Origin of the sequence: Halobacillus amylolyticus, from assembly GCF_022921115.1 — a bacterium.
Lineage (GTDB): Bacteria > Bacillota > Bacilli > Bacillales > Halobacillaceae > Halobacillus_A > Halobacillus_A amylolyticus.
The window spans coordinates 2,477,361-2,491,051 of the sequence record NZ_CP095075.1 but is presented as its reverse complement, the minus strand read 5'-3'; the positions used below and the strand labels follow the sequence as shown (position 1 = coordinate 2,491,051).

Genomic DNA, 13,691 nt, shown 5'->3' with positions numbered 1-13,691 from the left:
ATATTCTAGACTCGGGGAGGATACGCGATGTTTGATCGAATTCTGTTAGCATCAGATGGTTCGGATCATGCTGTACGCGCCACACATATGGCTGTGAAATTAACTGGTTCAGAAAAGCATGGAAAAGTCACCGTCATTTATACCATTGATGGTTCCACATCCAAATCCGATGTGTTATCAGAAGAGAACAGCACAGCTCTCCAAGAAAAAAGAAGAGAGCGTCTACATGCAACAGAGGACATTCTGCAAAGTGAGGATATCGAATACGAGGTTCAAATTATCAAAGGCGATCCAGGCCCGACCATCGTAAAGTTTGCCAATGAAAATCAATTCAATGTTGTAGTAGTAGGGAGCAGAGGGTTAAATCGATTACAGGAAATGGTGCTTGGAAGTGTCAGTCATAAAATAGCGAAACGTGCGGAGTGTCCAGTCGTCATAGTAAAATAAATATTCTGTCTGTGAATTCATTGGTTCACAGGCATTTTTTAATTTAGAAAAGTAAATTATTTTCAGCTTATTTTTCCAAACGTGGTTAAATACCATTCTGTACTCAGAAACAATGATCAGAAATTCAGCCGTATTGAATAGTTATCATTCCATTTTCAAAAGCTATTCATATAAAAGGAAAGGAGGAGAACACCATGTCTACCCCTAAAGGACCGAAGCAGCAAAAGAATCCAAACTTACCAAAGAGCCCTAATCAGCCTTATGGCGAGCCATTAAAAGGCTCACATAAAGTGAAGCAGGCTAACCATTCGCGTCAAAAGCAAAAAACGTCCCATGATATGTAGTCAACCATAAAAAGAGAGAGGACCTGCCTCTCTCTTTCCATTCCATTACTTATTAGCGCTGGACTTCGTGTTTTGGCACATTCGTTTTCGTGTTTCCGTTGTTTTTTAATAAAACCTTCAGCCCATTTCCCATGTCTGAAGCTAAAATGTAGTTTCGATCGACGAACACACCCCAGAAGTAGGCATCTTTAGGTACATACTTGCCAATTTGGACAGGGTTTGACGGGTCTGTAATATCTACAGCTCTCAATCCGCCTGCATAATGAGACAGGTAAAGTGTGTTCCCGTGAACTTTTGGATCATGAACGGTATTTGCAAAAGTAACCCCATCTTCTACATTATCTACAAGATCGGTTTTAAATGTACTTAAAAGCTGAGGGTTAGTAGGATCCTTAATATCGAAAATTCGTGTATAGCCGTAAGATTCTTCATACCCTTCTTTTGTAGGGTTATAGACTTCTCTAGTTTCAATAAGCACGTTTCCACCCTTGGCGATGGCTGAGGAGTGAGCTGATCCTTGGACTTTTGGTGCAAAGTCCGTCCGTCCTTTATATTCGACGTTATAAGGATCGGAAATATCTAGAATAATGGTTCCAAGATCCCAGAAGGATAAATAGGCGGTATCTCCATTTCGATCGGTCATCGTACTGTGGTTAAACACGGGTCTTGTTTTTCCATCAGGTGCTTCCCAATTATATCCGTCAAAGTCCTCTGAGACTTCTGGAAGGGAGCGGGGATCAAATTCATAGATCGTTTTAGGTTCCGCTGGGTTGGAAACATCAACTAATGCGAAGTCTTTTGTTTCACCGTGTGTATAATAATCGGCATAAGGGTTAGCTGCTAGCACGAAAGGCTTGCCGTTTTGTTCAGTTAAGTACAATTCATGTGTCCCAGGAACACGCTTGTCCACTTTCCAGAATCCAAGCTTTTCAGGGTTATGAGGGTCAGATACATTATAAAGGAGAAAACCGCCTTGAGACCCTTCAGCGTTTCGGTTCAACTGTTGCACACTAACCACGGCTAAATCACCTTTGAAATGCTTCGTGTTCACTGTTTTAACGATAACTTTTTCCTGCCAAGTGCCGGGAATATCATCAGCGAACTTGGCAATCTCTACAGGGTTCGAAGGGTCTTGCATATCGAAAATACGGACACCGCCGTTTCCACCCCCGTCAACATGTGTCCCTAAATAGGCATACCCTTTATGGGCGTATACATCAGCTGTTGAATTTTGGACACCATCATATTCTTTAAGTTGCACGTCAGCCACTTCATGCCAATTGGAAAGGTTTTTCTCACCTTCAAGTGTTGGAACATCTGTTAAATCTGCTTCTGCGGGGCCCTTTTGAATCCCCGAGCCATCAAGCATGTCGTGAGCGGAAGCGGACGGAGCATAAAGTGAAAAGGCCATCACTCCTGCAATTGCTGAACTTAAGAAGAACTTTTTATTCATTTATTTTCCTCCTAGTGTAATAGTTTCCAAAAATATAACATAGTTATGACCACTTTTTAACAAATTTTCAGAAAATGGGTAAATGAGAGGGGAGATAAATTTTATTAATGGGTATCGTATACCTGTTATTTACAAGTAGTGTTCCCATAGGCCTACGTTTAGGAATGTTAAAAATCGCTCCTTTTTGACCATGGATCGCCTCTTTTGTATGAAAAATTGTGACACTGTCTAAAATTAATTGTAGTACCTACTTTTTACAGGAGGCTGATGTATGGGATTAATTGAAATTGCTGCATTTGTTGTTATAGCGATAGCGCTCGTGCATTTATGGATTGTACGGAAGTCACATCATCATCAGGCACTTACGATTGCTGAACAAATTAAAGAAGATGAAAACATCAGGAAAACACTAGCCATGGGGTTGTATTATAGATTTAAGAAAAAAGAGTTTGAAAAGACAGGAGATGGAAAGGAAGTCGCAGAAAAGTACTCTGACTTGTTTATAAAAGAAGACCCGATCAGTTTTGAAAGGTTTGTCGCGAACGTTTTCGAGGTGAAGTTCAATGGTACAGCGTGGGTTACGAATCCTTCCTGGGACTTTGGTGTCGATTTCGACCTTACAGTGAACGATGAAAAATACTTAGCTCAGGTCAAATGCTACAAAGATGATATGGGGTACGAGCCGATTGCTTTGCTGCATTCTAATGTGATTAAGGAAGAAGCGGCGGGCGGCTATATCATCACAACTGGGTCTTTTAATGAAAATGCAAGGACATATGCCCGCGGTTTGAAGAACATTGAACTCATTGATGGTGTAGAACTAGTTGAATACTGGTTAGAAGGTGTGAAGGAAGTGGACGAGGAGCTGGTCGGTGAGGTTAGCAGAGCATAACTAGTTAAGGGGTTCCAATTAGACACACTAAAAGCATCTTTCTATTCGATAGCCTATGAATAGAAAGATGCTTTTTTATATACGGAAGTTTTAGTGGGGTATTTTATTGTTGAAAATAGACGAATGTAAGTTATGACCCTTTACTTGGTATCTCAATTAAAATTTCTTCCGCATGACTGCCATCCTGTTCCATCCTCCAATACTCATTATCGGGATTTCTTCCGGCAAAGTTTCTATTGATCGTCACTAACAGCTCACTGCTATGATGGAAAAATATCGGCTGGCTAACGTGTTCATGGAAATTGGTTACTTGTTCAACTTTCTCCCCTTTATGGTTCATCATAAACAACTCGTATTGGTACGTCCCATGCTCCGATTTCGAACCTACATCGGAAAAAGCAATGGTTTTTCCATCTGGTGACAGGGATGGGGAAGACAAAATAGGCCCCTGCGCCGCTGCAGATGTGTAGTCAGGACCAGGTGTGATGGTTCTTGTATTCTTACTTTCCAGATTGATCATTTTTATTACATCTTTCCCATCAAATGTTGAATACAATAACTGTTCACCATCGGATGATACTTGCAGTGAGGACATAGTGTAAGCCTTACTACTCGTTATCTGCTCGATTTCGCCAGATTTGATATTCATTTTAAAAATATCAAAGTCGTGTGGTTTCTTCTGTGCAATGTCTGAGTAATTTTTATAAACCCCGGCTTTTAAAAAGTAGATATGCTCTCCATCGGGTGAAAAGACCGCTTCGGTAACAAATTCTTCATGACCTATTAGGGGTCGCACTTTTTCTTCGTCCTCATTATAAATCATCAATTGACTACGTAATCTCTCCTCTTCCTCCCACTGTTTAATAAAAACTAGTTTGGAGCTACCTGGAGAATAGGAGGGCCTAATATAAGAATAGCCTTGATCAGGTTTATGGAGTAATTGAGCTTCCCCGCCGGAACTAGGACTAGTATAAAGGGCAGCCTCTCCGTTGTGGAAGTAAGAAAAAGCGATGGTTGTGTCATCAGGTGATAACGCCGGGGCATGCCCTAAACCAGTGTACCCTGAAGGCCCATCTGCAAATGTTCCGCCCCAGTAGAGCAAGACAGATACGATAGTAACTACAGCAATAAATATACTATTCTTCTTTTTTAGTGACATGAAACCCTTCACCTCTTTCCAATCGATCCTTTGTAGATATGTAGAGGACGAGTCCAACAAGCAGAACCAGCACCCCGTAAATCTCAATCCTTAGGGTAGAGACAAGACCAATCCCCATTGAAAGTGCTCCGTAAACAGTCATAATACCTGATGTAAACATTACAATCACCCATTTCTTTAGGATTATAAGGGCGAGCTGAACGAGGATGAACAGAAGGAATATCAACCAGGCAAAGATTTGAATAAGGTCTTCCATTATATAACCTCCTACTAAGTAAGGAATATGGCGATGGCAAACGGTGCTATCAAGGCTAAGACTAAAAATACTAGTCCTACTAAAACAGAAGCAACAGGTCGCTTTACTATTAATTTCATTTGGAATTTATAAAAGATTAACCATGCTACAATGCTAGATAAGGGCAATAGGAGCTTCCATTGAAAACCGCCGGCAAACATAAGCCCCCAAGTGAAAAACAAGGCCCCTGCACAAATCAAGACAAAAAATATGATATTGACAACATAACTAACCTTCTGGATATTCCGTTCTTTAGGTTTTGTTTCTGAAAGGTTTGAAGAGTAATAGGAATTCCTAATTACAAAAATGAGACACAGAATGATAACGGTCACCAAATATAAACTAAATGAAATTGCTTGGGCTTGTGGCATCGATCCGACTACAACGAGGTTAAGGAAGTTCCATACAGCGGTTAGCAAAACAATCACATTGACGGACCAAAAGTGCCTTCCCATAAAGGCAATATTAATGGCTGATAATGTGACAGCACTGCCGACCACCATTTGGATCAATAGCCAGAGAGGCTCTGTTTCCCCACCCCAAACGTTAAACTTATATATAAAATGGCACCAAATATAAGTGTTGCAATTCCAATCCCATATAACAGACTCCGTTGATAGGGGTAAATCGTTTCCTGAAATCCATGACCAATGGTGTCTGGTTTACCAAAGTCATCGATCGCTTGCTTTTCTGCTTTCTTTTCAGGTACCCCGTCTTCCATATAATGAAGTTTGGCAGTTTGTAAATGACTCATTAGTTCCTCTTTAATGTCCTCCCGTTCCTCAGGTGGACTTTGCATCTGCTCAAGAATCCGATCGACATGTTTTTCAATCCGATTCATGACAAATCCTCGGAGGTTTTCATAATAAGGTCATGGACATTCTGCCATTCGCCAAGCTTTTGTCGAAGAATGGTTTGCCCTTCGTCAGTAATTTGATAATATTTCCTGCGACCACTTGGAGTCTCCGACCAGTAGGATATCATCCATTCTTTTTTTTCGAGTCTTTTGAGCGCAGGATATAATGTCCCTTCGCTCATATTGTAAAGATTATTACTTTGCTCTTTTAAGCTTTTTACGATTTCATAGCCGTACATGTCACGTCTCGCAACAAGGCCAAGCATGAGTATGTCGATGCTGCCCTTCATAATTTCGCGATCCATCGAATCACGACCCTTCCAGTATTTGTCGGTAACATTGTATAACGATGTACATTGTAATGCAAGGTTATTGTAATAAAAAAACTTATAATATAGAGGAATTATTTAACATGGTTTATTATATAAACTAAAAGCTATTGGGAGGAGTGCTGGGGATATGACTCAGAAACTTGCCGTCGCTATTCTACACGGTGCGGGCACACCAGAGGAACATTTTGCGGAAAAAATGATCGGAAAAATTTATAAAAACTTCGCAAAAAAACTTAAAATTAAAAACCCGGAAAAAGAGTTGGTATTTGAACCAGTGTATTGGTCCTCCATATTTGAAGCGGGGGAGAATAGACTTTGGGAGAGGCTGCAAAAAGGTACTGATCTAGATTATGTTAGACTGCGCCGCTTTGCGGTGGAGTTTCTAGCAGACGCTGTCGCCTATCAGCCAACGTCGGTAGCAGATAGTAACTACGATAAGGTACATGCTTTGCTGGCACAGTCTTTGAACAAGTTACAAGAAAAAACAGGACCGAATGCACCATTGTGCGTGATCAGTCATAGTCTTGGTTCCATAGTAGCGAGCAATTATTTCTATGATTTACAATTTAAGCAGGAAAATATCGGAGACCATACAAGAAGAAGCACAAGTAATACGGGGTTAGAACAAGGAAAGACATTAGCATTGTTCTATACAATGGGCAGTCCAATGGCCTTGTGGTCTTTGCGTTTTATTGATTTTGGCTTCCCTATCCATGTCCCGTCCCCGTCGATTAAAAAGTACTACTCGAATCTTCAGGGTGAATGGCTGAACTTCTATGACAAGGATGATATTCTGGCATACCCTTTAAAAGGATTAAACGATCATTATCAAACCTTCGTCACTAAAGACATCCAAGTTAATGCAGGCGGTCTCTTAACGAGCTGGACACCTTTTTCGCATAGCAAATACGATACCGACAAGGATGTGATCACGTCAATCGTAGACGGACTAGTTAGAACGTGGGAGGAAGTCAATCTTTGAGAAGTAGAAAAGAAAGAAAGGCTTAATTAGTGAAAGCCACACATTAAAATGTTGTATGAATAGGCTAGATAATAATACAAAAAATTACCTACGTTTGGAAAAGAGGTATCGTATGATTCTATTATCGGGAACACCTTTTCAACAAAATGGAATGTGGCCGACTGGAAGTATTGAAAGTATGATTATTCAAAGAATGAATGAAGATTCGATCGTTTACCCGTATTCAACTATAGATGAATTATCGTTTGAACTTAGATTGCGCAAAAACATCATATTAAGTGCAAAAGCCATGAACCAAAGTAGTGCCGAGTTTGCAGTATTCGCGACATCCCGTTGCAACCCCAGTACTGGCATTTGACTGATATCGGTGGGTTCCGGTTGCGACAGGATGTAAAGCCATCTGACGCAATTCAAGACATTTATAAGAACAGCTCACAATATGCATTTGAGTGTGCAGGGGCAATGATCATTATCTATTACCATGCCGTTTTAAATGCAATTGGCGAATATTCTTTTAATCAGTTATTCCCAAATATTTATATATACAGCTGGCACTTTGATCCTGACCTCGGGATACAAACCATTCGCACCGATGATTTTTTACCTGGGGATATTGTCTATTTTAATAACCCGGACTTTGATCCCCAGCTTTCTCAGTGGAGAGGAGAGAATGCTGTGGTGCTTGGGGATGGTACGTATTTTGGTCATGGACTCGGGATCCGAACAGCTGAAGAAATGATTCAGGCTCTCAACCAAAGAAGAATACCGGGCTCCAATCAATCGGCGTATCTTGAAAATGGAGCCAAGAGGCCAGCATTTAAACACTTGGCGAGATTCTCGATGCCGTCACGAAACTACTCATTTGTAAAATATCAGTATGCCGTTGTCCCACATAATGAAACCTCGATTTCATTTGAACGATATATGTTCTTATTAATTGCGGTTTATAATCATATGTAGGTCCCTAAAATAAAGTTGTGCGCCTCGTGAAAAAGTATTATGATTACTACTCCAATTGTGAAGAAGCTGTTATGGAGCAGCTTCTTCTTTTTACATATAGGGATTAAACACTCAATGGTAAAGAGGCATGGCTTTATGCTGATTCGTCTAGTTTAAGTAAGTATTTTCCATTACCGTGAGATGATCCATCAATATCTGCTATCCTCATTTGGCATCCTTGTTGTTTTAAACCTTCTCCCTTACAATATAATCAATAATCGTTACAGATGAAAGATACATAGGGAGTGGGAGAATGAACTTTGTAGCAATAGATTTTGAAACAGCGAACTCCTCTAGGTCAAGTGTTTGTTCGATCGGCCTAGTAGAATACGTAAATGGGGAGCTTGTTGATGAGTATTATACGTTAGTCAAACCACAACAAAACTTTTTTAATGGCATCAACACGGGAATCCACGGAATAACAGAAGAAGATGTTGCAAACGAGAAGGAATTTAACCAACTATGGGAAGAGGAAATAAGAGGAAAGCTGGACGGTAAACTGGTTGTTGCCCATAATGCCAGCTTTGACATGAGCGTCCTTCGCAATGTATTGGATGACTACCAATTACCATATCCAACCTTGACATACAATTGCACAGTAAACATTGCAAAGAAAACCTGGTTAAATCTGACTAGCTATAATTTAAAAACCCTCTCGCAGTACTTAAATATTCAGCTTGATCACCATCATGCCCTGGAAGATGCCGAGGCATCAGCTATTGTACTATTAAAAGCCTGTGAATATCACGCAGCGTCGAATATAAATGAACTACTCGATAAAACAAAAACGACTAATGGCGCCATTTTCCCTTCTGGATACAGGCCAGCCCGTCTCAGTAAGAAAAAAAGAACGGCATCCGCTAGGAATTAATCACGGCGACTGCTACAGCGTTTGATCACAACCACCCATTCTATCAGTCAACCATCGTATTCACGAGTACATTAGAATCGCTCAAAAGGAATGATAAAGTCGCCTGCCCCCGGTGCGATAATTTGCTAACGTACTAGGGGGCAGGTGCAATAGCCAAAGATTCTTCCCCTAATTCAAGGGATTCTGTCCAGATGGTAAAAGATTCTCCCTAAAATTGGAGTTATTCTTCCCATTTTCGTCTGGATTCTGACTTAACAATAAATTATTTTGACTTAATCAGATTTTGATAATAAAATCATCATTTACCCTCCGCGGGTAAATGTGTAAGTGTGTCTAAACTTGAATATTAATTACAGTGTGTAACACCATTGGATCACGTGAACTAGCTAGATTACCCATACATAAATAAAAAGTGTAAAGGGAATTAGTGGAATTTTACAATGAAAATAGTTTGAGGTATATTTTTTAGGTGCTGAAGAACTTCAAAAAAGTAATGGTGAAATATGGTATGAAGGCTCTCCCCCTGCAAATCTAAGTATTAAAAGTAATGAAGGTGATCCAATTCATCTCACTGGGCAACGAAGAACATCTTTTAGCTCCCCAGTAGGAGAGTTAACTCCTTAGAGTTTGAAAAAATACACAACCAATTGGAGGGTGAGTATCGAACTTCTGAAACCTTTAACTAGAGAAGAACTCTTATTCATAGTAGATAGCTTCCATTAAAGGGAATGAAATTTAGTACTCAGAACCAGATGAGGTGTGGACATAGAAGACAGTAAGCACGTAGCAGAACCTTTATTCAATTGAAGGTTCGGCCTACGTGCTTTCTTTAATGGCTCGTGTAAAAGTATTCCTCTAACATCTTTCACACTTATAGGCGAAAATACATATTATTTGCATAAAGAGGTGGTGAAGGATGAAGGAAAAAGATGTGAATATAGAACACGATCCTTTTGCAATCGAACAAGAAGAATGGAAAAAAAGACAAATAAGAGGTCGGTTTAAACAAATACTTACCATATCATCGCCGATTTTTATCTTAATTTTATGGGAGTTTTTATCTAGAACTGGCTTAGTCGATGCGAGGTTTTTTCCACCGCCAACGGAAATAGTCGGAACGTTTGTAGCTATGGCAACGAGTGGCGAGTTATTTAACCATATTGGAATTTCGTTATTTCGAATATTTGCCGGGTTTTTGTTAGGTGTGATCCCTGGAGTCGTACTCGGTTTGTTAATGGGCTTATATTCACCACTACGGCATTTCTTTTCTCCGCTTGTGATGGCGCTCATGCCTATTCCAACGTTGGCACTATTACCCATTATTTTAATCATATTTGGGATTGGTGAAACTTCCAAAATTGTAACGATTGCGGGAAGTGTGTTTTTTCCAGTTGTGATTAATACGGTAGCTGGGGTCATCAATATAGATCGAATTTATTTGGATGTGGCAAAAAACTATGGGGCAAATTCTAAGGACTTTTTCTTTAAAATTGCTTTGCCTGGATCCCTTCCTGTAATGATTGAAGGAATTCAAATGGGGCAGGCCATTGCACTTCTGACGATTGTCGCAGCGGAAATGATGGGGGCTAATTCAGGTATAGGCTACTTAATTTGGACCTCATACAGTGCCTTTTTACTAAAAGAAATGTATGTAGGGCTTGTGCTCATTTCGTTTTTCGGCTACCTGTTCTCGCTTGCTTTAAGAGGACTTCAGAAGAAGCTGCTGCCGTGGAGATAGCTGATGGGAGGGGGTTATTCAATGAATGAGAAGCCTAAAATTTCGATTCAGAATTTGACGAAAGCCTTTTATAAGAAAGGGAGTAGTGTCACAGCTCTAGAGGATATAAACATAGACATTAAGGATGGCGAATTCGTATGTTTGATCGGACCGAGTGGATGCGGAAAGACGACGTTACTCCGTATTCTTGCAGGGTTGGAAAATCCAAGTATTGGTGAATTTAAGATTGCACAAGGGAAAAAGGACCGGCCGTTACAATCGATGGTGTTTCAGGAGCGGGGGGTTATCCCCTGGTTAACGGTAGAAGAGAATGTGGCCTTTGGTCTCAAGATGAGGCATTTACCGAAGCCTGTTGTAAAGGAACGAACCGCTTATTATTTAACAAAAGTCGGCCTTGATAAATTTGCAAAACTTTATCCAAAGGAGTTGTCCGGAGGGATGAAACAGCGGGTAAGTATTGCGCGGGCTTTTGCAAATGATCCCGAAATTTTATTAATGGATGAACCCTTTGGTGCGCTTGATGAGCAAAATAAATTTATTCTTCAGGAAGAATTATTAAATATTTGGTCAGAAACAAAGAAGACAGTTCTTTTTATTACGCACAGCATTGATGAAGCCTTGTTGCTCAGTGACAGAATTTTATTGATGAGCTCCCAACCCGGGAAAATTATCGATGAAAAGGTTATAGATTTACCGCGTCCAAGAAATATGGAACAAGTACGTGCAGATCAAACTATGGCAGACAACTTTGTGGAGATTTGGAATCACCTGCACGATGAGGTGCAAGGTTCGAGAATTTAGGCAGGTAAGAGAGGGGTTCCACTATGAGGAAATTGAATATCTTATATTTCATTCCGTTGTTATTGTTCATTCTTGTAATAGGTGGTTGTTCATCAGGTCAGTCAGATGAATCGGACGATAAAGGTAATGCTGGTGATGAGGGGATCAATGAAGTAAGTGAGGATAATCCTTCAGGTGATTTGGCACCACTTGAGGAAAAGGCATCCGTTGTTATTGCTGAAGATGGATCGGCATCAGGAGCGGGTTTTTATATTGCTAAAGAAAAAGGTTACTTTGAGGATTACAATATTGAAGTGGAGTTCGCTCAATTTGCCAACAGTGATGATATGCTCCCTGCGTTAGCGTCTGGCGAAGTGGATATTGCAGGAGGGATTTCGACAGCATCCTTTTTCAATGCGATCGCTCAAGGAATTGACGTCAAAATTATTGCTGATAAAGGACACAATATAAAAGGGGATTCTTACTTCTCTTTTGTCATTAGTAAAGAGTTAGAGGGCGAAATAAAAGAGTATGCTGATTTTAAAGGTAAAAGCATAGCAGTTTCTACCAAGAACGCGGTTGATGATTATATTTTTCACAAAATGTTAGACCATGCAGGCTTAACAGAAGATGATGTCGAGTTTGTGCTCATGTCGGATTTTGGAAACATGTTAGCATCAGTTGGCAACGGTTCGGTTGACGCTGCTCTTCAAATTGAGCCATTAATTACGCAAGGTAGTCAACAAGGAATCCATACCCGCTTTGGTGATACGACGGACTATGCACCAGAGGCTCAGATCGCCATGGTACTTGGATCGCCAAAATTTATAACGGAAGAAAAGGACATTTCCTTGCGATTCATGGCTGCTTATTTAAAAGGGGTTCGCGATTATAATGATGCCTTCATCAAAGGGGAAGGCACGGATGAAGTGATTCAGATCATGACTGAATACACAGCATTGGAGGATCCGAAGTTGTGGGAGGATGTCGCTGTTACTGGATTAAATCCTAATGGCGAGATGTTCATCGATGATATTAAGAGCCAATATGAGATGTATAAGGATAATGGGGCGATCAGCGGTGAGTTTGATTTCGAAAAAGCCATCGATACGTCGATAACGGAAAAAGCAGTGGAGATTCTCGGAGAATATACTCCTTAATATTCAAGTGAAAAAGGTCACTCCCACCTAAGGTGCAGGAGTGACTTTTATCATTTACTTCACTAGCTCCATATTAATTTCGTGATCTTTAATCTCAGCCTGAGGAAGTAAAGTATTCTCAAAATCAAATTCCAAAAGCCTTTTTTCTTGCTGGACTTTGTGAGGGAAGTCTGGGTTAGCAAGTGCACTTGTACCGAGTGATACTAGATCAGCCTGCTCCTCTTCAAGAAACTTCTCGGCCTTGTCCGGATCGCCTAATTTTCCGTTTGCGATGACAGGTAGCTTTCCAAAGTCTTTAGCTGCCTTTGCAAGGGTACGTGTTCCTTCTCCGAATGATGGTTCTGTAGCATCTCCATCTGTCACGTGAATATAGTTTAATGACGTTGCGCCGAGTTTTGAGAAGATATATTCGGCTTCCTTTTCCCCATCTGCCCACTTGTGTGCGGCATCTGCTACTTTTCCTTGGGAAATACGAATGCCTACCGTGTAGTCTTCGCCAACTGCTTTACGTACATCTTGAATGACTTCTAACATGAGGCGGACGCGGTTTTCTAGGGAACCACCATATTGATCCTCACGTGAATTTAAATAGTCGGTTAGGAATTGATCTAATAAATATCCGTTTGCACCATGCAGTTCTACACCATCAAATCCTGCTTCTCTGGCGCGAAGAGCACTTTGAACAAAGGCTTCTTTAACGTCCTTAATGTCTTGTTCTGTCATAGACTTCGGTGTTTTGAATGGACCGGTGCCACCGTAGAATCCCAGTTGTTCGCCTTTAGGTTCGATTTCTGACGGTCCTACAGTTTGGTCTGTATAAGCGTTACCTTGGCTTTGCCCGCCCGCATGCATCAACTGTGCGATAAATGTGGCACCGTGTTTCTGCACGGATTCAACGACAGGCTTCCATGAAGCTGTATGATCATCATTCGCAAGACCAGGTTGGTTATAATAACCTTGACTGTATTTGTCGTCAGGATAAATTCCCTCTGTTATGACTGTACTGAATCCGCCTTTTGCAAAACGCTCATAATAGCGTTTCATTCGATCATCCGCACGACCGTCACTTTTTGCACTAATCCGTGTCATAGGTGCTACAACAAAGCGATTATCCAAAGAATGGCCAGCTAGTTTTATATCTGAAAATAAGTGACTATAGGTCACGGTTAACACCCTTCCTTTCATCGGTTACACAACGAATGATAAAATTCTTTATTCCACTAATCAATAAATGTGCTTGCAATTGAAAAGCGCAATCAATGGTCCTAACCATAGACTGCGCTATATATAGAAAATTTATTTAAACTTTGCTAATGTACTTAACGGCTGTTTACGTTCTCCTTCTGCCTCATCTATATTGCAGGAATAGCAATCCCCCTTGAT

Annotated in this window: 15 protein-coding genes and 1 pseudogene; 9 read left to right on the top strand and 7 right to left on the bottom strand. The window is 40.6% G+C overall.

Features of this window, described 5'->3' with window-relative positions:
* The first annotated feature begins 27 nt into the window (after nucleotides 1-27).
* Nucleotides 28-447, top strand: a complete 420-nt coding sequence (locus MUO15_RS12815; protein WP_245029706.1) for a universal stress protein — start codon at nucleotides 28-30, stop codon at nucleotides 445-447.
* A 194-nt stretch (nucleotides 448-641) separates the two neighbouring features.
* Nucleotides 642-791 (top strand): small acid-soluble spore protein P, encoded by a 150-nt coding sequence (locus MUO15_RS12810; RefSeq protein WP_245029704.1) that lies wholly within the window; start codon nucleotides 642-644, stop codon nucleotides 789-791.
* Between the two features lie 52 nt (nucleotides 792-843).
* On the opposite strand, the gene MUO15_RS12805 is transcribed toward MUO15_RS12810, so the two are convergent.
* Nucleotides 844-2,244, bottom strand: coding sequence for an LVIVD repeat-containing protein (locus tag MUO15_RS12805; RefSeq protein ID WP_245029701.1), 1,401 nt, complete (start codon nucleotides 2,242-2,244; stop codon nucleotides 844-846).
* Between the two features lie 271 nt (nucleotides 2,245-2,515).
* Here MUO15_RS12805 and MUO15_RS12800 point away from each other — a divergent pair, with 271 nt between their 5' ends.
* Nucleotides 2,516-3,136 (top strand): restriction endonuclease, encoded by a 621-nt coding sequence (locus MUO15_RS12800; RefSeq protein ID WP_245029699.1) that lies wholly within the window; start codon nucleotides 2,516-2,518, stop codon nucleotides 3,134-3,136.
* A gap of 130 nt (nucleotides 3,137-3,266) precedes the next feature.
* Here the strand turns inward: MUO15_RS12800 and MUO15_RS12795 are convergent, their stop codons facing one another.
* From MUO15_RS12795 to MUO15_RS12775, 5 genes are read right to left on the bottom strand one after another with little or no spacing between them, the layout of a single operon-like run.
* Nucleotides 3,267-4,295, bottom strand: coding sequence for a TolB family protein (locus tag MUO15_RS12795; protein ID WP_245029697.1), 1,029 nt, complete (start codon nucleotides 4,293-4,295; stop codon nucleotides 3,267-3,269).
* Nucleotides 4,273-4,551, bottom strand: coding sequence for a hypothetical protein (locus MUO15_RS12790; RefSeq protein WP_245029695.1), 279 nt, complete (start codon nucleotides 4,549-4,551; stop codon nucleotides 4,273-4,275). Before MUO15_RS12790 ends, MUO15_RS12795 begins: the two co-directional genes overlap by 23 nt.
* Nucleotides 4,552-4,565: 14 nt before the next feature.
* Nucleotides 4,566-5,102: a hypothetical protein gene (locus MUO15_RS12785; protein WP_245029693.1), complete on the bottom strand. Its 537-nt coding sequence runs from the start codon at nucleotides 5,100-5,102 to the stop codon at nucleotides 4,566-4,568.
* On the bottom strand, nucleotides 5,099-5,431 hold the full coding sequence (locus MUO15_RS12780; RefSeq protein ID WP_245029691.1) for a permease prefix domain 1-containing protein: 333 nt from the start codon (nucleotides 5,429-5,431) through the stop codon (nucleotides 5,099-5,101). Before MUO15_RS12780 ends, MUO15_RS12785 begins: the two co-directional genes overlap by 4 nt.
* Nucleotides 5,428-5,751, bottom strand: a complete 324-nt coding sequence (locus MUO15_RS12775) for a PadR family transcriptional regulator (RefSeq protein ID WP_245029689.1) — start codon at nucleotides 5,749-5,751, stop codon at nucleotides 5,428-5,430. The genes MUO15_RS12780 and MUO15_RS12775 overlap by 4 nt, the downstream gene beginning before the upstream one ends.
* Before the next feature lie 154 nt (nucleotides 5,752-5,905).
* On the opposite strand from MUO15_RS12775, the gene MUO15_RS12770 reads away from it, so the two are divergent.
* The 6 genes and pseudogenes from MUO15_RS12770 (at nucleotide 5,906) to MUO15_RS12745 (ending at nucleotide 12,308) form a co-directional block, all read left to right on the top strand.
* The gene (locus MUO15_RS12770; protein WP_245029687.1) at nucleotides 5,906-6,760 is read left to right on the top strand and encodes a chemotaxis protein; all 855 of its coding nucleotides are present in this window, start codon (nucleotides 5,906-5,908) and stop codon (nucleotides 6,758-6,760) included.
* 55 nt (nucleotides 6,761-6,815) lie between these two features.
* Nucleotides 6,816-7,720 (top strand): annotated as a pseudogene (locus MUO15_RS22190) (protein-glutamine gamma-glutamyltransferase).
* Between the two features lie 292 nt (nucleotides 7,721-8,012).
* Nucleotides 8,013-8,630, top strand: coding sequence for a 3'-5' exonuclease (locus tag MUO15_RS12760; RefSeq protein WP_245029685.1), 618 nt, complete (start codon nucleotides 8,013-8,015; stop codon nucleotides 8,628-8,630).
* Nucleotides 8,631-9,546: 916 nt separating this feature from the next.
* Nucleotides 9,547-10,368, top strand: a complete 822-nt coding sequence (locus tag MUO15_RS12755) for an ABC transporter permease (protein ID WP_245029683.1) — start codon at nucleotides 9,547-9,549, stop codon at nucleotides 10,366-10,368.
* Nucleotides 10,369-10,389: 21 nt separating this feature from the next.
* Nucleotides 10,390-11,169 (top strand): ABC transporter ATP-binding protein, encoded by a 780-nt coding sequence (locus MUO15_RS12750; protein WP_245029681.1) that lies wholly within the window; start codon nucleotides 10,390-10,392, stop codon nucleotides 11,167-11,169.
* Between the two features lie 23 nt (nucleotides 11,170-11,192).
* Nucleotides 11,193-12,308, top strand: a complete 1,116-nt coding sequence (locus tag MUO15_RS12745; RefSeq protein ID WP_245029679.1) for an ABC transporter substrate-binding protein — start codon at nucleotides 11,193-11,195, stop codon at nucleotides 12,306-12,308.
* 54 nt (nucleotides 12,309-12,362) lie between these two features.
* Here the strand turns inward: MUO15_RS12745 and MUO15_RS12740 are convergent, their stop codons facing one another.
* Nucleotides 12,363-13,472, bottom strand: coding sequence for an oxidoreductase (locus MUO15_RS12740; protein WP_245029677.1), 1,110 nt, complete (start codon nucleotides 13,470-13,472; stop codon nucleotides 12,363-12,365).
* Nucleotides 13,473-13,691 lie beyond the last annotated feature (219 nt).

Coding starts and splice junctions, on each gene's coding strand:
- MUO15_RS12790 (WP_245029695.1), bottom strand. CDS start 4,551: ATGGAAGACCTTATTCAAATCTTTGCCTGGTTGATATTCCTTCTGTTC.
- MUO15_RS12750 (WP_245029681.1), top strand. CDS start 10,390: ATGAATGAGAAGCCTAAAATTTCGATTCAGAATTTGACGAAAGCCTTT.
- MUO15_RS12770 (WP_245029687.1), top strand. CDS start 5,906: ATGACTCAGAAACTTGCCGTCGCTATTCTACACGGTGCGGGCACACCA.
- MUO15_RS12775 (WP_245029689.1), bottom strand. CDS start 5,751: ATGGATCGCGAAATTATGAAGGGCAGCATCGACATACTCATGCTTGGC.
- MUO15_RS12755 (WP_245029683.1), top strand. CDS start 9,547: ATGAAGGAAAAAGATGTGAATATAGAACACGATCCTTTTGCAATCGAA.
- MUO15_RS12745 (WP_245029679.1), top strand. CDS start 11,193: ATGAGGAAATTGAATATCTTATATTTCATTCCGTTGTTATTGTTCATT.
- MUO15_RS12815 (WP_245029706.1), top strand. CDS start 28: ATGTTTGATCGAATTCTGTTAGCATCAGATGGTTCGGATCATGCTGTA.
- MUO15_RS12780 (WP_245029691.1), bottom strand. CDS start 5,431: ATGAATCGGATTGAAAAACATGTCGATCGGATTCTTGAGCAGATGCAA.
- MUO15_RS12795 (WP_245029697.1), bottom strand. CDS start 4,295: ATGTCACTAAAAAAGAAGAATAGTATATTTATTGCTGTAGTTACTATC.
- MUO15_RS12805 (WP_245029701.1), bottom strand. CDS start 2,244: ATGAATAAAAAGTTCTTCTTAAGTTCAGCAATTGCAGGAGTGATGGCC.
- MUO15_RS12800 (WP_245029699.1), top strand. CDS start 2,516: ATGGGATTAATTGAAATTGCTGCATTTGTTGTTATAGCGATAGCGCTC.
- MUO15_RS12810 (WP_245029704.1), top strand. CDS start 642: ATGTCTACCCCTAAAGGACCGAAGCAGCAAAAGAATCCAAACTTACCA.
- MUO15_RS12760 (WP_245029685.1), top strand. CDS start 8,013: ATGAACTTTGTAGCAATAGATTTTGAAACAGCGAACTCCTCTAGGTCA.